This is a genomic window from Providencia sp. PROV_01, assembly GCF_053098325.1.
This window is the reverse complement of the sequence record NZ_JBRFKD010000002.1, coordinates 4269118-4287610: the sequence shown is the minus strand read 5'-3', so window position 1 is coordinate 4287610 and position 18493 is coordinate 4269118. Positions and strand designations below refer to the sequence as shown.

General features: G+C 39.5%; 20 protein-coding genes. 8 read left to right on the top strand and 12 right to left on the bottom strand.

Annotated elements, in window-relative coordinates:
• Nucleotide 1: 1 nt before the first annotated feature.
• From ACU696_RS20715 to ACU696_RS20660, 12 genes are all read right to left on the bottom strand, one after another.
• Nucleotides 2–532: a fimbrial protein gene (locus tag ACU696_RS20715; protein ID WP_004907582.1), complete on the bottom strand. Its 531-nt coding sequence runs from the start codon at nt 530–532 to the stop codon at nt 2–4.
• Nucleotides 533–550: 18 nt separating this feature from the next.
• Nucleotides 551–1063, bottom strand: a complete 513-nt coding sequence (locus ACU696_RS20710; RefSeq protein ID WP_042851490.1) for a fimbrial protein — start codon at nt 1061–1063, stop codon at nt 551–553.
• A 2-nt stretch (nt 1064–1065) separates the two neighbouring features.
• Nucleotides 1066–1563, bottom strand: coding sequence for a fimbrial protein (locus tag ACU696_RS20705; RefSeq protein ID WP_004907589.1), 498 nt, complete (start codon nt 1561–1563; stop codon nt 1066–1068).
• 10 nt (nt 1564–1573) lie between these two features.
• Nucleotides 1574–2110 carry a fimbrial protein gene (locus ACU696_RS20700; RefSeq protein ID WP_226538001.1) on the bottom strand — a complete coding sequence of 179 codons (537 nt, stop codon included), beginning with the start codon at nt 2108–2110 and terminating at the stop codon, nt 1574–1576.
• Nucleotides 2111–2120: 10 nt separating this feature from the next.
• The gene (locus ACU696_RS20695) at nt 2121–2729 is read right to left on the bottom strand and encodes a fimbrial protein (RefSeq protein ID WP_109912791.1); all 609 of its coding nucleotides are present in this window, start codon (nt 2727–2729) and stop codon (nt 2121–2123) included.
• A gap of 39 nt (nt 2730–2768) precedes the next feature.
• Nucleotides 2769–3557: a fimbria/pilus periplasmic chaperone gene (locus ACU696_RS20690; protein ID WP_004907602.1), complete on the bottom strand. Its 789-nt coding sequence runs from the start codon at nt 3555–3557 to the stop codon at nt 2769–2771.
• Nucleotides 3558–3614: 57 nt separating this feature from the next.
• On the bottom strand, nt 3615–6284 hold the full coding sequence (locus ACU696_RS20685; RefSeq protein ID WP_196718281.1) for an outer membrane usher protein: 2670 nt from the start codon (nt 6282–6284) through the stop codon (nt 3615–3617).
• A gap of 92 nt (nt 6285–6376) precedes the next feature.
• Nucleotides 6377–6913, bottom strand: a complete 537-nt coding sequence (locus tag ACU696_RS20680; protein ID WP_196719620.1) for a fimbrial protein — start codon at nt 6911–6913, stop codon at nt 6377–6379.
• Between the two features lie 67 nt (nt 6914–6980).
• Nucleotides 6981–7517, bottom strand: a complete 537-nt coding sequence (locus tag ACU696_RS20675; protein ID WP_004907609.1) for a fimbrial protein — start codon at nt 7515–7517, stop codon at nt 6981–6983.
• Nucleotides 7518–7680: 163 nt separating this feature from the next.
• Nucleotides 7681–7911, bottom strand: coding sequence for a helix-turn-helix domain-containing protein (locus tag ACU696_RS20670; RefSeq protein ID WP_209101739.1), 231 nt, complete (start codon nt 7909–7911; stop codon nt 7681–7683).
• A 10-nt stretch (nt 7912–7921) separates the two neighbouring features.
• A complete protein-coding gene (locus tag ACU696_RS20665) occupies nt 7922–8236 on the bottom strand; it encodes a helix-turn-helix domain-containing protein (RefSeq protein ID WP_004907614.1) in 315 nt (104 codons plus the stop codon).
• Between the two features lie 400 nt (nt 8237–8636).
• The gene (locus ACU696_RS20660; protein WP_004907617.1) at nt 8637–9185 is read right to left on the bottom strand and encodes a tyrosine-type DNA invertase; all 549 of its coding nucleotides are present in this window, start codon (nt 9183–9185) and stop codon (nt 8637–8639) included.
• A 430-nt stretch (nt 9186–9615) separates the two neighbouring features.
• Here ACU696_RS20660 and ACU696_RS20655 point away from each other — a divergent pair, with 430 nt between their 5' ends.
• The 8 genes from ACU696_RS20655 to ACU696_RS20620 all read left to right on the top strand — a co-directional run bounded on the left by ACU696_RS20655 (nt 9616) and on the right by ACU696_RS20620 (nt 18457).
• Nucleotides 9616–10287, top strand: coding sequence for a heavy metal response regulator transcription factor (locus ACU696_RS20655; RefSeq protein WP_109912788.1), 672 nt, complete (start codon nt 9616–9618; stop codon nt 10285–10287).
• Nucleotides 10284–11648, top strand: coding sequence for a heavy metal sensor histidine kinase (locus ACU696_RS20650; RefSeq protein WP_004907623.1), 1365 nt, complete (start codon nt 10284–10286; stop codon nt 11646–11648). Before ACU696_RS20655 ends, ACU696_RS20650 begins: the two co-directional genes overlap by 4 nt.
• An 85-nt stretch (nt 11649–11733) precedes the next feature.
• Entirely contained in the window at nt 11734–12744 is a 1011-nt protein-coding gene (msrP, locus tag ACU696_RS20645; protein ID WP_181937062.1) for a protein-methionine-sulfoxide reductase catalytic subunit MsrP, read from the top strand.
• On the top strand, nt 12744–13355 hold the full coding sequence (locus ACU696_RS20640) for a protein-methionine-sulfoxide reductase heme-binding subunit MsrQ (protein WP_109912787.1): 612 nt from the start codon (nt 12744–12746) through the stop codon (nt 13353–13355). Before msrP ends, ACU696_RS20640 begins: the two co-directional genes overlap by 1 nt.
• 866 nt (nt 13356–14221) lie before the next feature.
• The gene (locus ACU696_RS20635; protein ID WP_004907630.1) at nt 14222–14542 is read left to right on the top strand and encodes a helix-turn-helix domain-containing protein; all 321 of its coding nucleotides are present in this window, start codon (nt 14222–14224) and stop codon (nt 14540–14542) included.
• Nucleotides 14543–14739: 197 nt separating this feature from the next.
• Nucleotides 14740–15282 (top strand): fimbrial protein, encoded by a 543-nt coding sequence (locus ACU696_RS20630; RefSeq protein WP_109912786.1) that lies wholly within the window; start codon nt 14740–14742, stop codon nt 15280–15282.
• 83 nt (nt 15283–15365) lie between these two features.
• Entirely contained in the window at nt 15366–15905 is a 540-nt protein-coding gene (locus ACU696_RS20625; protein WP_004907638.1) for a fimbrial protein, read from the top strand.
• A gap of 74 nt (nt 15906–15979) precedes the next feature.
• A complete protein-coding gene (locus tag ACU696_RS20620) occupies nt 15980–18457 on the top strand; it encodes a fimbria/pilus outer membrane usher protein (protein WP_110731616.1) in 2478 nt (825 codons plus the stop codon).
• Nucleotides 18458–18493 lie beyond the last annotated feature (36 nt).

Here is an 18493-nt window from a genome sequence, read left to right as displayed (position 1 = left end):
TTTACTCATAATCTAATTTGAACGTGGCACTCGCAGCCCATGAACCGAGCACAATTGATTTATTTTGTAATGCAACTGGCTCAGCTCTCACATACGCTTGAAATCGTAGGTCATTATTATTTCCGGTATACAACCCTTGGGTATAACTGCCACTATTAATTTTGATTGCTGTACCGGAAATACTTTCAATACCAACCGCCACACCTGTTGCTTGGCTTCCAGCATCTAACGCTAATAAACCAGGTAAAGCCAAACTTTCTGCGCCCATAAATGTGACTTTCACTTCATGGCCTAACGCTAAATCGCAATTGATTAAGCGAATGGTAAAAGGTTGGCTATTTGTTTGAGTATTCAGATACAGGTATTTATCCACGATCGTTCCGAAATCTAATTCAATCGATTCGTCGCCAGGATAAACGTCACAAGCATCTTCAATTAGCGTGCCATCAAATTCCACATTTGCAGAAAAAGCGGCAGTGGCACCCAAAAACCATAAGCCAAAGGCAAAGCTCATATTACGTTTAATATTCATAGTTATGACTGCCGCCTCCTATTCAAAAATAATGGTTAACGTGCCTGATGCAGTAAAATTATCCCCTACGAGTTCGCTTCCTGAGCGCATGACAGGAACCGCTGAAAGGGATGGTAGTGAAGCCGCATTAATCAAAAAGGGTTCATTCAATGGTTGAGGTTGGCCATTTTTCTGAATTTGAATGCCTAATTTGCCATTATTCAACGGTGTCACCGTTCTTAATGTCGCATTATCAAATCCACTTCCCGCAGGTGTTCCTCCGAATATCAAGCTGATATCCCACGGTTGTGTCATATCGCCAACACAATCTAATTGAAAAGGAATAGATTGCTTGAAGGCGGTACCATTGATTTTTCGTACACCGACTTTACCGAATGAAACCTTTATCGGGTCGTCATGGCTTAATTGGCAAACAGGAGGAATAATTAACGTACCATCAAATGCCCAATTTGCTTGCGCTGAAGATATGGACATCACCATTATAAATCCTGCCATCCAATGCTTAATTTGATTGTTATTCCACATAATCATTCTCACTGATACTCAATTTTCAGTGTTGCCAGCGCTGTAAAAAATCCGCCATCGGTATTGGTAAAATTGGCATTACTGTTTTTTACTGGAGCAACCTCCAAGGTTGGCAGCGCTGTATATAACACATTGAAAGGCTGGTTAATAACTTGCTTAGCATTGTTCACATAAAAGGAAAGCCCGAGTTTTGGGTTACTCGTTTTTAATGCGCCATTGCTATTAAATGATGTTCCATCGCCGACAAGCGTGAGCTTTATAGCGTTTTTCGCTAGATTTGTGCAGCTGAGTCTCATCGGTACAGTACGCTTGTATTGAACTCCATCAATACGCGGAAGCAATATATCGCCAAAATGTATAGTTTCTTGTTGGTTGTTATTCAAAATGCACTCGGGCGGTGTTACCAATAATCGACCTTTTAGCTGGATACCAAGTGTTGCTGCTTGGCTTTGGCTAAACAGGCTAAGCATCATGCAGACCGAGAGAAGATAACGGAATAATTTCATTGATATCATCCTATTGGTAATCCAATACCATCGTAAGATTGCCCGTAAAATCCCCACCTGATGTTAAGTTTACTCCTGTAGGCTTAACGGGGACGGCATACAAAGCAGGCGAACTTCCATAATTAAAATTGAATGTCGCACCATTACTAAGGCGGGTTCCATCACGGTAAATGGCAATACCTAAATTCGGGAGATTGGTTGTCACGGATGACTCACCATTAATTTGCCTATCAGTCCATTTCAGCGTCATCTTTAATGTATTCTTATATAAGCCATTACATATCAAGTTGTAATTAATAGGTGAGCGCCCATAAGCACCATCAATCTTTGCCTGATGTATATCGCCAAAATCTACCGAAGTCGTTGTTGCACCGCCAAGGGTACATTCCGGCTCACCATATACCGTCACGCGGATTTGGATATTAGTGCTTAGGTTTGCAGCGATAGCATTGTAAGAAAAACTGAGTGAAATCAGAGCACCAAAGAGAATTACCCCAGCGAGGACAAGCGCTTTAAAGCATATCGTAAGAAAATAAGTTCCTCTCATCTCCATGCTCCTATTCATAACTTACCTGAAATCTAATTAACGCCTGATAAGCTCCAGCATTTAGTTGAGCGGAGGTACGTACCGGCGTTACATAGTAAGTTAATTGGTTTTGTCCAGGTGAAACCAACTGTGGTGTACTGTACTCACCTAAGTTAATTGGTGAACGCGCTGCATCACTTAATTGCAGGCCAATCCCCTGAACACCGATAACAGCTGCCAAGCGCGGGTCTTGAGTATCTATAGGAGCCAAAAAGCGGATCTTCATTGAAGGCATTTGTTGGCTCCACAAAAGATTCCCCTGTGCAGTGCGGCTGCGGCTTTCACCACTTAGACAATCTTCTAAACGTAGCTCAATCGCAACAGGATTACCTGTTTGCCCGACATGCTGAAGCTGTCCGGTTCCCACAGTACCTAAATTAATAGTTTGATATGCTGATGACATTGCTAAACGACAAGCACTTTCCGTCAAGGCCCCATGGACATATAGCGTGCCATGTGAACCATCTACATCCCAGTTATCAACTTTATTTAGAGCTGTTCCCATCGCCATGTTACTGAATAAATTCAGCGCTAAACTTCCTAAGCCCACATAACGGAGCATCCTGCTTGTGTTTGCCATGATATTCTCCTGCTATCTCATCGCACATTTCAAATCAGTCTATTTTTTTTCAGGTACCACATGGCAGCTATTTCCCTGACATGTAAACGACAGTGTTGGACGACCACCGTAATCATTGATATAGGTCAGCACAGGTTTATTACCTAATGCGTCTGCACTGACGTTCAGTGCTTTGCTGCTTTTTGGTGCCACCATCACTGGCTCAAACCCTGCGACCGTTTGTCCATTTTTGTTGGGAACAGCATCGACAAAAGAAACGTAATAGGCAGTTGGGTTATTAATCGTATACTGGTTACCTTGGCGAGTAAGAGTCACTTTTTCCTGCCATGGGTTATCCATTTGCTCACGTGTCGGAATGATTGCTTTCGGTCGATAAAACAATTTGATACGTGTCTGTAACGCCAGTTGCAGTGTATTGGGCTTATCACTTTTTGGTGGGATCTCACGCAAATTAAAGTAATACACGGATTCTCTGTCTTGCGGCAGTGCCGCTGCACTTGGCAGTGCTTGGATTTTGATTTGGCTTTTTGCCCCTGGCTCAACACGTTGCACCGGTGGCAATACCGTAAATGGATCGCTTATTTTTTCACCTTTCTCATTTTCCACCCAACCTTGAGCGAGATAAGGTAATTGTTTGTTTTCATTGCTGATATTTAAACTGATCGATTTTTCGTCTCCCGTAATAATCGCTCGAGTTCTATCTAATGCAACTGCCGCTTGAGCAGAAGATAGCGTTGTTGAAGTCAACACAACGCCAGCCAATGCGAATACTGCTCTATGGGCATTTTTTTTGTTCATCAATTTGTTTTTCATCATGTTATTCATCATATTGTTATCTTCTATGGTTAAGGAGCACTCATCGCTCTTTGCGTACCACCATTTTTATTATTTTTGTAACCAGCGACTTGGTTCCTTTGGCGCCGTTCTTTCAACTGCAGGCACAACAAGTTCTGCTGCTTTCGGCATTGCTTCTAATGCACGACTCGCTGATTGTGTCTTTATGGTCGCTGGCGATGCGGCTTTTGCTCCCGGTTTGTGGCATGGTAGTAACCAGCTTGCCTGTAAATATTCATCTTCTGGCAAGGTATTAGGGAGTGTGATTTCACACTGCACTTGGTCATCCCAACGAACTTGCAAGGTATCTTTTGCATTTAAACCAGTAAGATAGGTATTTCCATCATCACCCACCATACCGACTTGCTGACCACGACCGTTTAAGACTATTGCTCCGAAAGGTGGTGTGCTATTGTCCGATAGCCTTAACAACGCCATCGCACTGTTTCCTGCGACAACATCAAATTGACGGTAGCCAATTGCCCCTTCTGTTAAAGTGCCTTGCTTTATAGATTGAGACACTTGCGCTTCATCTGGTAATGCATTCAAATCAACGCTAATTTGGTTACGGTAATAGCTATTCACGTCACTAATAACGGCTTGTCCAAAGCGGTTGGTACGCACAATAGAGCCGTAACCACGTAGTGGAATATTAGGTACACCATCGGTATCAACAAATATGCGAGTACCGCCAATTTGACTACCACGATGCAGTACGGCACCTTTCTCTGTTGCGGTGAAACCACCTTGCAAAGAGAACCCCGCAGACCGATAACGGTCTTGTTGGTACGTTGCGTTTGCGTTGAGCTGTGCTAAGTCCCCCTGATGAGTGTAATAGCCACTCACGAGCGCACCTGAACGCGCCCATCCGGTACTTAGCTGATAGTTATTTCTCTCATCGATGGTGCTGTAGTAACTCACACGTTGTGAGTTATCATTTTTATCCCAACTACTGTTATAACTAACGGAGCTTTTTTCACCCCAAGGCACGGTGAGTGACGCATATACGCCATCATCATTACTTTCACGATAACGATTTCGATAGGCCGTCAAGTTGAGGCTAAGATTCTTCCATTTACCAATATCAAAGTAGCGCGCTAACGAAATACTATAGCGGTCGTTATCAGGTTGATCCCAATAGGTTTGATGGTAATAGTTAATGAACGCACTTAGTCCTAACTCTGAAAATTGTTGGTTATAAGAGATGGTATACATTTCTTTGCTGTTGTATTGGCGAGCACCTGTTTCCTGCGCATCCAAATACTCAGACATACTCATAAAACCTTGCTCAGAGAATCGATATCCTGCAAATGTCACTTGGCTGTTATAGGTATCAAAACGTTTAGAGTAACTTAAACGATATGAGCTCCCACGATACGTTTTGTTGCCAATATCACTTAAGTTGGTTAGATGCGCCCGAGCATGAGTGATATCGAATGACAATGCACCGAATACCATTAAGTCACGACCAATCCCTATAGCCGCGGATGCATAGTTTTCCGCACCAATTCCACCCCCATACAGTGACCAGCCGTTGTTAACTCCCCAAGAGAACTCGCCACTTGCGAAGGTATCGCCACTAACATGATGGCGCCAATTTGTTGGGCGCCCAGCGGCTAATTTGTAACGCAGTTGTCCCGGACGTGTTAAATACGGAACACTTGCAGTATTGACAGTGAAATTCTGTGTTGAGCCGTCTTGTTCTTTAACTTCAACATCGATTTGCCCAGCTAATGCATCATTCAAGTCTTGGATACGAAATGGACCCGCAGCGACTTGAGTTTGATAAATAATTCGTCCTTGCTGGCTCACAATAACTGTCGCATTACTTTTTGCGACCCCAGTAATTTCTGGTGCGTATCCACGTAGATTGGGTGGAAGCATATTGGTATCGGTAACCAGGCTAAGCCCTGTAAATCTGAAACTATCAAAAATATCAGAGGTTAAATAATCCTCACCTAAAGTGAGTTTTGCACCTAATGATTTGATTGCTCGGTAGACATAATAACGAGTCCAATCTAGTGATGTGGTCGTGCTTTGTCCTTGCTGCTTATCAATACGCATTTGCCAGTCAGCGCGAACACGCCAAGCACCCAAGTTAACACCAGCAACCCCATTACCGCTGGTACTGTAGTTGGTTTGTTGTCCAGAGCGGGTTTGCTGGCCCACTTGTGCATTTAGGTTGTAATCAAACAATGCGCCGGGTAACCCTTCTTCCCAGCGTGCGGGAGGATCCCAATTTTCAGCGGTATATTCGAGGTAGGCTTGCGGCAAACTAATATACATAGCCGAAGTCGCAAGGTCGGCTTTAACCTCAGTTCCGGGTAAACTTTCAAGTGATAGACACTGTCCTTCGTGCCACCACTTCAATGTCGACATCAATTCAGGCTTGATACCGAATTTTTCAACTAAAGCAGGGTTCAGGCAAGGGAGGCTTTCATCCGACTCACCTTCAGGCGCATAGTAAAAGACAGTTTCTTCCGGCATGCTTTGCTTGTTTAAGAAAACCGTAAAACTGTATTCACCAGGCATGAGATAGCCTGGACGCGCAAATTGGCTTAAATCAATGTTGTTACGATCATTGACGTCTAGCATATCCATATTAAATGTAATATCGGATGCGTGACCACCAAAGCTAATAGCCAACGCGACTAAAAGCCCTAATCTGCAAGGCCGAGTTATCCGTAACACAGGCGTGTGAATGAAATTCAGGGTCATCATCTCGACCTTCTTTTGCGTTCTTTTATCCGTAATGTCATTTCGCTCACGAAGCTCGTCCTACAAAGGAGATCTTCATTTCTTAGAGGAACCGACTATTCATAATCCAGTTTGAAACGTAATTGACTGTAGTATTGACCTGATGCCAATGGGCGGTTATTCGCCACCAACCGTAGCCGATAGGTGAGATCTTTTGTTCCAGCTGTTAGTGCGCTCATTGACATTCCTTGGCCTGGTATGGCAATTTCACCATCTCCCTCACGTTGAATTTGTAATCCAACACCTTGAGCTTGTCCGTTTACACCAAATAACCCCCTATCATGGGAGCCATCGAATGTTACGCGAAAATATTGCCAATTCGGTTTGTCAGGATTTTGGCGTTCAAGAACACAATTCACTAATCGGATAACAAAAGGGCGAGCAGGTCCTTGCCCATCACGGCGAATTTGAGTCAGCGCAATACTTCCCATATCAATAGTTTGATCACGGCTGCCGACATCAATTGCACATGCTGTTTCAATAATGCTTCCATTCATACTCACTGAGCCTTGAGCATGTGCAGTTGATACCGCAGGCAACGTGCCTATACTTAAGATCAATGAAAACACTCCACTGGTTATCGAATTATTCATTGCTCCCTCTCTTACACCCAATTCAGTCGGAATGAGCCAACAAATTAATTTGTTGGCTCAAGATGAATTACTCGTAAGACAGAGTGAAATCCGCTACTGAGCTAAAGTCACCGGCAGTGATAGTGTCGATATCGCCACCATTACCTTTTAAGTAAGCAGCGAAATTCAGTGTGTTGTTACCATTTTGAACTTGTTGGAATGGTGCAGCTGTTCCTAAAGTCACCACATTGCCGCTACCATTAGTGATCTGAACACCAGCGCCAGCACCAGTACCAACAATACCCAGTGTTTTATTGGTATTGTCGAAAGATGCAGCAGCACCACTAAAGGTTAATTGAACACCTTTAGTCAGTTTAGTGATATCACAGTTCTCTAAAGTGATTTCGAATGGACGTGGAGTTGATTTACCGCCATCAACTAATGCCATGTTAGAAATTTGGCCTAATTCAACTGTTTGGTCGATTGAGCTAGGAGAGATTGAGCATGGAGCATCGATAATAGCGCCTTTGAACGTTACTTTACCGTGGCCTTGATCAGCAGCATTTGCTGCAGAAGCTAAACCCAGAGCCATAAAAGTTGCCATTGCAATAGATTTCATTTTCATGAATATAAAGTCCTATGTTTTTTGTTAAATAAAGAATGAGTGTCAATTTTCATTGCTCATTGCAGACACTCTATTTGCAATGAACTGGAAAAAACAAAGCACTAGTATTTGATTTAAAAAAATCAAATACTAAAAATTAAATTTTAATAATTAAAAAATATATTTAGTCTTCTATTAAAAAAAATTGAATTGGTACTTTAAATAACTCAGATAATTGAGAAAGAAAATCAATATTAATATGATTAATTCCTGATTCATAACGGGAAATTTGCTGTTGACTTACGCCGATATATCTCCCTAACTCCTCAGTAGTTAATTTCATTTCTTTTCTATATCTTTTTATTTTCTTTCCTACAATAATATTAAATGTTGGTTTTATTATATTTTCTGACATAAGGTTAAGCCTATTTCATAAATTGACTAGATCCTGAAAACCATCCTTCAGCTTTAAAATAACATTCCATATTATGGATATAATTTACTGAGTTATTTTGAAATCCAACGCCATCTAATAAACAATTAATATCAATATCAAGTGAGTTCGCAATTTGCTTAATTTGCTCTAGGTGTAGTCGAATAACGCCGCGCTCAATACGTGAAACATGCTGCTGTGAGCATAAAAGTAAGTCAGCTAGCTCAGAACCACTTAGCCCTTTAGCTCGGCGAGCTTTATGTATATTGCTCCCAACAATTTCTTTAGGAGATAAGTTAGATTGCATAAAATCCTCCTCATGAAACTGAATGATTTATTAATTTAACTGTTGTCAAAATGCACCAAATTGACAATAGTTGTATATTGTTAGTTAAATATTTCGTTAATTACTTATTAACTTATATTTTATATTTTATTTTTAAAGCTATCGGAAGATTATTCCAAATAAAACATTTCAGAATATTACAATGTGTAAGTTTGAGATGTTACGGAGAGTTTTAACGTGTGAAAAAATTAATAAATTCAATGATCTTTTAATAATGGAATGTGCTTATTTTTAGTAATATATACATAGCGTTATTTACACGCTACGTATTTGACGTGTATTTTCATTTAACTTAAGATGCACCTAATTCATTACGTTTGTCAATTTGGTGCATTTTGACAACTCTTTTAACGCCTTTATCTCACCATACTCCCCGAAATCTTGCTGGGTTACTTGCTGTGTATCGTACGGTATGTTGTATATTTGTGTGTCCCAAATAATCCTGAATTAGACGTGTATCGGCGCCTCTATCCGCTAATGCATAACCACATGCATGTCGTAACATATGGGGATGAATACCTAGGGTTAGCTCAGCTAGCTCACCAAGTCGTGAAAAAAGTTGATAAAAGCGCTGACGAGTCATCGCAGTCCCTCTTTCAGATAAAAATAACCACTGACTTTCTTTCCCTTTCCATGTATTTCTAGTTTTTAGCCAAGCTTTAATGAGTGGGATCTCTTCATCAATCAGTGGGTGATTAACTGAAAAACCATTCTTTAAACGATGTACATAAAGCTCATTACTTTCTAAGTTAAGATCAGATAATTTTAGTGATAGGGCCTCGCTTGCCCTTAGACCATGTATAAAGCACATATAAATTAAGCAAGAATTACGTTCGGGATGTCGCGACAAATGACAAGCAGCTAAAAGTCGAGATATTTCCTGTTGAGTTAAATACTTACGAGTGGACATGAACGTTTCCCCATTTAGTCAAAAAAGGTCAATCATATCTAAATTAATCGGCCTAACATATTAATTTTTTTAGATAAATATAATGCTTTTATTCTATAGGTGAAATAAAAAATTATTTATTATCCGTCAGGTCAGTAATCAAAGATTAATTAACTAAAATTTTATATTTTATTAAGCAGTTTTTATTCTGCTTTATAAATGTGAGAGAAAAGAGATTATTTACTTGTAAAACAATACTTACTCGTCGATGAAAGCAGCTAATTTCCATTTTTCGTACCGAGCTATTAATCATTCTACGAGTTATTTTTAAGGAGCTAGTGTCATGTTTTCTCTGAGTATTTTATGGTTAAATTCCTACCCATATCTTTAAATTGAAAATTTCTTTAAGATGAAATGAAATTAAGTCAAATAAAGTCACTGTTAGGTTCTCATGAGAATACTATTAATTGAAGATCACCTAAAAACCCAAGGGTGGGTCAAAAATGGGTTAGAAGAAGCAGGTTTTCTTGTGGATGTGGCTGATGATGGTCGCGACGGTCTCTATTTTGCTTTAGAAAACAGTTATCAGTTGGTGATCCTCGACATCATGCTGCCCGGTATGAATGGCTGGGAGATTTTAAAAATCTTACGCACAGCAAAAAATATTCCTGTTATCTGCCTCACTGCACGGGATGCCGTTGATGACAGAATTAAAGGCTTAGAGCTGGGTGCTAATGATTATCTCGTTAAGCCGTTTTCATTTTCTGAATTATTAGCTCGGGTTAAAAACCAATTAAAAGTTAACCAGCCAGTCTCAACCACCATGGTTATTGCGGATTTAAAAATCGACTTAACTCGCCATGATGTTGAGCGGGCTGGAAAGAAAATCATCTTAACTCGGCAAGAGTTTTCCTTATTACTGTTCTTTGTTCTACATTGTGATGAAATTTTACCTAGAACCTTAATTGCTAGCGAAGTTTGGGGGATCGATTTTGAAAGTGACACGAATATTATTGATGTGGCAATCCGTCGATTGAGAAAAAAAATCGATGATGAATTTGACGTTAAACTCATTGAAACTATTCGTGGGATGGGATACCGCTTAAATAGGCCGATAGAATGAAAAAGAAGTCACTTCGTTTTAAACTTATTTCTTTGTTTATCATTCTTATGATTGCTAATGCCGGAGTGGTGACATGGGTTTTGTATCATTCACTCAAAAATGAATTATCTGAACAAGATAATAACTTACTGGTTAACCGCGCGGAGCAACTTGCTAAACTCATTGCTGGTGGCATTGATATCAAAACACTCCCCATGTATTTTCAAAGCATGATGGATATGCGACAAGACTTAATCCAAATTTCTGATGCGGCAGGGCACATATTGGTCACCACCAATCGCGAATTACTGGGTTCTCAACCTCTTCAGTTAGTCAAACTTGAACAGCTAAATATTAATGCCATCAACCATTGGCAAACCGCTCAAGGTATCCCTATTTCTGCGGTTTATTTCTCGATGAATTCCCCAAAAGGGCCGCTCCATGTGGTACTTGGTAAAGTATCTGTCGACCGTAGTGGCGTGTTGACTCAATATCTCACCCAAAGCGTAGTGATTTCTGTCCTCTCAATTTTGTTGATGGGGCTGCTCAGCTTATGGCTGTTGAAAAAAGGGTTATCCGACATTCAAGCATTGAGCCAGATAACGGTCAAAACAGACGTTCATGCGTTAAATGACCCAATCGATATTGACCAGCTACCACAGGAATTGAAAGAGCTGGGCGAATCGATGAACACGATGCGTCAGCGCTTAAAGCATGATTTTGTCAAACTTACTCAATTTGCCGATGACTTGGCGCATGAACTGAGAACCCCAATTAATGCGATTCGGGTACAAAATGAAATTACACTCCAGCGCTCGCGTAGTGTTAGCGAATATGAAGGGATGATAGTCAGTAATATTGAAGAGCTCGATAAACTGTCACAAATGATCCAAAGTACTTTGTTTATTGCCCGTGCTGAAAATAAAAATATTACCTTAAATCGAGAAAACCTTTCTTTATATACGTTAGTTAACGATGTCTATGAACTCTTTTCTGCCTATGCAGAAGAAAAACAGATTGAACTGTATAGCGAGCCCTCATCCCTGACGCTTGATGCTGACCCTGTATTACTCAGCCGAGTTTTAGTGAATATTGTCTCCAATGCGATTAAATATTCTTACCCGGGCACCCGTGTCGTTACCCAAATTAATACGCTTTCGCAACAACGGGAAATTAAAATCACTAATCAAGGAGAACTTCTACAAAACAGTGATGAAATTTTCACCCGTTTTTGGCGTGGGGATAATGCTCGAACCACAGAAGGAACTGGGCTAGGGTTGGCGATTGTGAAAGCGATAGTGGAATTACATGGCGGGTCAGTGAGTTTTGAACATCATACAGGAACCAGTACTATTACACTGAAATTTCCTACAATTAAGTAAGATGACAAATTTGTCATCTTACTGTCAGCCATTTTTACTGCGCTTTCAGTATAACTGATCTCATTTCCCTTTTGCTATGGAGCGCATGATGAAAAAGTTACCTAAAATTCCCGCATCTCAAATCACGGATGAATCCCTCTTTTTTATGAAACGCCGTCAGTTACTTAAGGCATTAGGCATTGGAGCCGCTGGTTTAACCGTTGCGGCGACGGCCAATGCGGGGCTGTTTTCTTGGTTCAGTGACGATACACCAGCACCTCCGATGACGCCAAGAAAACCGCTGACATTTATTCAACCTGAAGAGTTTCAGCCATCATTAACCCTCACACCTGAAGATAAAGTGATTGGTTATAATAATTTTTATGAATTTGGGTTGGGTAAATCCGATCCTGCCGAGAATGCCCATACTTTAGTGACGGATGAGTGGACGGTAACGATTGATGGAGAAGTAAATCGTCCCCTGACCCTTAATTTAGATGATATAAACACTAAGTTTCCCTTAGAGGAGCGTATTTATCGTATGCGCTGTGTTGAGGCTTGGTCGATGGTCATTCCATGGGTTGGCTTTCCTTTAGCGAAATTATTGGCTTTAGTTGAACCCACTAGCAAAGCCAAATATGTGGCTTTTGAAACACGCTACGCTCCAGAACAAATGCCAGGACAAAAAAGTCGTTATATTGGTGGTGGCTTATCGTACCCCTATGTTGAAGGGCTACGCTTAGATGAAGCCATGAACCCACTGACTTTGCTGGCGACTGGCGTTTATGGCAAAACATTACCCAACCAAAACGGAGCACCGATCCGGTTGGTCGTACCATGGAAATATGGCTTTAAAGGAATTAAATCTATCGTCAAAATTCGCCTTACTGAGCACATGCCTGAGACTACATGGAACCTATCAGCACCGAGCGAATATGGCTTTTTTGCCAATGTGAATCCAGATGTAAGCCATCCTCGTTGGTCACAAGCCACCGAACGTTTTATTGGTGCAGGAGGCTTAGGCCAAGTGACTCGCCAACCAACATTGTTGTTTAATGGATATGGTGAACAAGTGGCAAGCTTGTATCAAGGAATGGACTTGCGGAGAGATTATTGATGCCCCAAGACAATAAGTTTATTGTTGGATTAACCAAAGGGAGCTTTCATCTTCTTGCTTTGCTCCCTTTGGTATGGCTGATTTTTTTAGTCGATACCCAACAGCTTGGAGCTGACCCCGCCAAAGATATCCAACATTTTACAGGAATAGCGGCTTTACGTTTGCTCCTCGTTATTGTATTGATCCCTCTGGCTGCAAAACTATTGCGATTTACGGCATTGTTTCAAACGCGAAAATTACTGGGGTTATGGTGTTTTTTCTGGGCTGTGCTGCATTTAAGTAGCTATCTATTACTGGAAATTGGTGTAAATAATTTAGCGCTATTTTTCGAAGAGATTTTTTCGCGACTCTATTTAGTGATTGGCGCGGTAGCTTGGTTGTGTTTATTGTTGATGGCGGTCAGTTCATTCAACCGTATACGCCTTTATTTGGGCGTATGGTGGAAAAGAATTCATATGCTGCTTTACCCAACGATTTTACTCGCATTTTGCCACTATATGCTGTCATTAAAAACCTTAACACCTGAACCATTTATCTATTTAGCCGCCGTTGGGAGTGCATTTGCGTATCGCATGTGGAACCAGCAATCACAACGAATAAAACCTTCATAAAGGTTGGCGTGCTTAAATTGTATTCTTACTTGGTATTATAAAATGCCTAATACTGCGGTTTGCTAGGATTAGGCATTTGGTGTGCATTACAATATAGTGTAAAGCAAATCTATGCTTCGTTTTATGATAATACTTTACCACCTTACTCAACCCCTTCTTACGATAACCGTTAAATCGTCACTCTTTGAATTGATCTTAAACTTAGTGTGGCTAGCAAGGCTCTCACCTTTCTATAGATAAAAATATTTAAAAGAAGTTTTCATTAGAATTTCTTTAAAGCTTAAAGTTATACATTGATATATAATTTTTAAATACTCGTTATTTGTGTAATTAATATCCTTATTTTTGGGTAATATCGGGATTTATTATATGTGGGTGATGATTTTTGTGAGATATAATTTCGTTGATAAACTTTACAATTATTTATAATTAATTTGTTGGTGTTTGTAAATAATGAAGTTAAGATAAATCTTAAAAAAAATATTTAATAATTTACAAACTCAAAATTCGAGTAATACTACTTTTTTAAGTTGTATTTTATGGTTGAAATTTAACCATAAAATACATCTGATTAGTAAAAGATATGTTTTAATATTTTCAAATGTATCAAAATGTAATTTGAAAGGTGATTGGCTGAAGTTTTATGTCTATAACATGCTGTTATTTATATTATAAATTTCAGTGTGGTTATTTTCTGTTACATTTATCCTATGTTAATAGAGCGATAAATGATTTTAATGGTAATCAATTTGCCCTATCGATTATACAAAATAAATAATCAGACATATAATCATCAAAAATTTTAGGACGGTATCTATGGTTCAGATGGTGCCTATAATTAATTTTTAATATAAAGGTTAAATTAAATGACTTATTTTTCTAATGAGATAAATAAAGAAATAGGGCAGTATTTGAGAGGAATTAGAAAAGAGCAAAACTTAACAGGGGAAGATTTGGCAAAAAAGTTGAATATTAGCCAACAGCAGATATCCCGATATGAAACGGGAAAAACAAAGCTGACATTTGAAATGATGGATACAATTTTAGTGATATTCAATAAGTCATGGAGAGACCTTTTTAATCATGTAATAGATAGATACGATAATGAAAGATTACAGTATACCATAAAAAATGAAAATAATTATTTTGCTATCTTAGATAAAGACACTAAAAAAATGTGGCGTTAATTCGGCCAATAAAAAATCAAATCTTTTTGGTGAAGTGTAATTAGTAAATATAATAAATTTAGCCTATTCATATGATAACTTTATTAAAAGTAATCATTAATTTAATTAAAATAATGATTACTTTTATCTAAAGTTGTTATTAACAACTCTTATGGCGAAACATACATTATACAAGTATTATACAGGATTAAATAATCATGAAATTGAATAAATTTGTAATGGGTGCTGTATTTGCATCAGGCTTTGCTTCGTTCGCAGCAATGGCAGCTTATACGGGTACACCTACTAACGGTACTATCGAATTTTCAGGTGAATTAGTGAATTCTGCTTGTGGTTTAAGTGAAGAATCAAGTCCTGTAAAAGTAAACTTTTATCAGATCCCTGTTTCTAATTTAAAAAATGGTGAGCGTGCAGGTAATATTAAGAAAGATATCGTTCTGCAAGGTTGTGATACTACAGTTGCACAAACTGCAACTGTAACTTACACACCATCAACTATTAACCCTAATGATAAGACATTAGCGGCGTTCACTTCAGGTACTGCAAGTGGTGCTGGTATTGGTTTAAGAGACAATGGAAATAAAGATGTTGTTTGGGGACAAGCTTCTACTGCAGTTAATCTAACTGAAGGTAAAACTGCTATTCCATTCGTTGCTTATTTAAAATCTGATAATGCATCTAATGCAGTGACTCCAGGTAGCTTTGATTCAACTATCAATTTCAAAATTGATTACCAATAATTTGTAATTGGTTTTATATCAATATGCGGAGTATTTAATACTCCGCATTAATAAAATCTACCAATAACTAAATGGTATTGTCCATGATAATTCGGGTTGCAAAAATAGCACTAGGCTCTAGTTTGTTATGGCCTCTATTAAGTTGGGGAATGACCGGCAATAACACCCCTGGTGATATTGTAATGCAAGGTGAATTAATAGAAGCTTCATGCACGATTGATCCTGAAAGCCGAGAGCTTTGGGTTAATTTTGGGGAAATCAGTGCCCGAGAAATCACGCCTGAAGTCAATATGTTGGTGAGTAAGAATTTTGCTATAAAACTTGTTGGATGTACGTTGCCTTCTAATGACAAAGGTAGTGCATCGCGCGCGCAAATAACCATGATGGGAACCTCTGTTAATGATGATCAACTTTTACAAGTGAGTGGTGATTCAGAAGGGTTTGGAATTCAATTTAGGGACTCTCACGGTGAAATACTTAAACTTAATAGAAAAATGCCGGATTACACATTATTAGAAGGGCGTAATAGATTAGATTTTACTGCAATTTTAGTTGCTTATCAAAAGCATATTAAGGCAGGTGATTTCGCAGGAGTTCTACGATTTAGAATGGATTATTTCTAAAACTAATAATAATTACATATAAAAGAGAATTGAGCTAAATCTCTAGCCTAATGAGTGAATACTGAGTAACTAAAATGATTATTTTAAATGGAAATATAAATAATATAAAAAAACTATTTGCAATATATATTGCAGTACTTTGCTATTCACCAAATATGTCTGCAAATGATCTTGTTGAGTTTAATGTTGACGTATTAGATGTTGGTGATCGTAACAATATTGATTTAACTCGATTCTCTAAAGATAACTTCGTATTTCCAGGAACTTATTTATTGGATGTCTATATTAATGGACAATCATTGTCGCAGCAGAAGGTCACTTATATTACCGATCCTCAAGATAGTGAAAAATCATTAGTCTGTTTTACCCCTAAGCAAATTGAAATGTTAGCGCTCAAAGAAGATGCGTTAAAAAAAATCCAAGCCATATCTCCTGAATGTTCAAATATTTTACCTATTTCAGGTGTTAAAATTAATAATCATGAAGGCAAACTGGATATCACTATTCCACAAGCATGGATGAAATATTCCGATCCTAGTTGGGTGCCGCCTGAGCGTTGGGATTCAGGGGTTTCAGGCCTTATATTTGATTATAACCTGACAGGGTCAATTTCACGTTCTTTGACGACACATACGAATAAGCATTCATTGTCAGCATATGGCCAAACCGGGTTTAACTTAGGAGCGTGGCGCTTTAGAGCTGATTATCAAGCTAATTATAACGAGCGTGGCGATAGAAAATTCGATTGGAACCAGTTTTATGCATATCGCCCTCTGATCCACATGGCGGCTAAGCTGACACTGGGTGAAATTTATTTAAATTCTCAAGTTTTTGACACGATTCGTTTCACTGGCTTTAACCTTGCCAGTGATGAGCGTATGTTACCGCCAAATCTGCGAGGATACGCACCACAGATTAATGGTATTGCGAAAAGCAATTCAAAAATTGTTGTAACCCAAGCTGGGCGTGTCGTTTATGAAACGACGGTACCTGCGGGGCCATTCAGTATTCAGGATTTGCAAAGTTCAATTCGTGGAACCCTAGATGTCAAAGTTGAAGGTGATGACGGTGAGGTATCGACTTTTCAAGTTGATACGGCAAATATCCCTTATTTAACGCGTCCGGGCTATGTGCGTTATAACGCTTCGGTCGGTAAACCATCACGATTTAATCATAAGCCTGAGGGGCCAATGTTTGCCACGGGAGATTTCTCTTGGGGGCTGAGCAATAACTGGTCACTCATTGGTGGTCTACTTTTTGCGGGTAGGGATTATACCGCTATATCTGCTGGATTAGGCCGTGATTTATCTGTATTTGGGGCACTTTCTGCGGATGTCACACAATCCATTAGCCGAATGCCAGGTGATAACACGCAAACGGGTTCTTCTTATCGCCTGAGTTATTCAAAGTCATTTGATGAACTTAACAGCACGATTACTTTTGCGGGTTACCGCTTCTCGCAGGATAAGTTTAGAACACTGTCGCAATATTTAGATGAGCGTGAAAACAAATATCTGGGTATTGGCCGTCAAAAAGAGATGTATACCGTAACAGGGAATAAAACTTTTTGGGCTGATGATCCTGATTGGAGAACAACAGTATTCTTAACGTATACCCATCAGACCTTTTGGGACCAGACATCTCAAGATAGATATGGCTTATCTGTGGGTCGAACATTTCGTTTAATGGGCATCAATGGTGTTTCAACCAATATTGCGGCCTACCGTTCTGACTATCGGGGTCGACGTGACGATAGCATTTCACTTTCGGTTTCAGTGCCTGTTGGTGATAGCCGTTGGGCGGGATATGACTTGCAAAATAGTGGTAGTAAGACCAGCCACATGCTGTCTTACAGTGACAATAGGGATATGAATAACTTATGGCGAGTTAGAGCCGGTCGAAGCAGTGATGATCGCGTACGGTTTGATGGATATTATCAAAAACGGACGCAACTTGCTGAAGTTAATACTAATGTCAGCTATCAAGAAAGACAAACGGCATCGATCAACGGGACATTGCGCGGTGGTTTCACTGCTACCAAGCATGGAGCTGCATTACATAACAGTACCGGTACAACGGATACAGCAAGAATTATGGTCGATACCAACGGTGTTGGTGGCGTGCCGTTTAACCATGAAAAAACACGAACTAACTGGGCCGGTATTTCTGTTGTGCCTGATATTGTCAGCTATTACAGCTTCGACACGCGTATTGATGTCGATAAGTTAAAAAATAACGTTGATACCAATAAGGCGATAGCAACATCGACATTAACAGAAGGCGCAATAGGTTATCAGCGCTTTGATGTTGCAGAAGGTGAAAAGCTCATAGCAACTATTCGTTATAACGATACGGTACCTCCATTTGGTGCTGATGTGACAAACGCTGATGGCATTAACATTGCCATGCTGATGGAAAATGGATTGGCGTATTTGATGGCAGTAAATCCTAAAGAAACATTAACGGTATCTTGGGGCGGAAAAGCGCAATGTAAAATTCAACTGCCTGAAAAAATTAATTCGGGTATGTCAGTTTTGCTGCCTTGCCAATAATGTAATGACAGTTTGAAAAAGTATTCTATAAGGTAG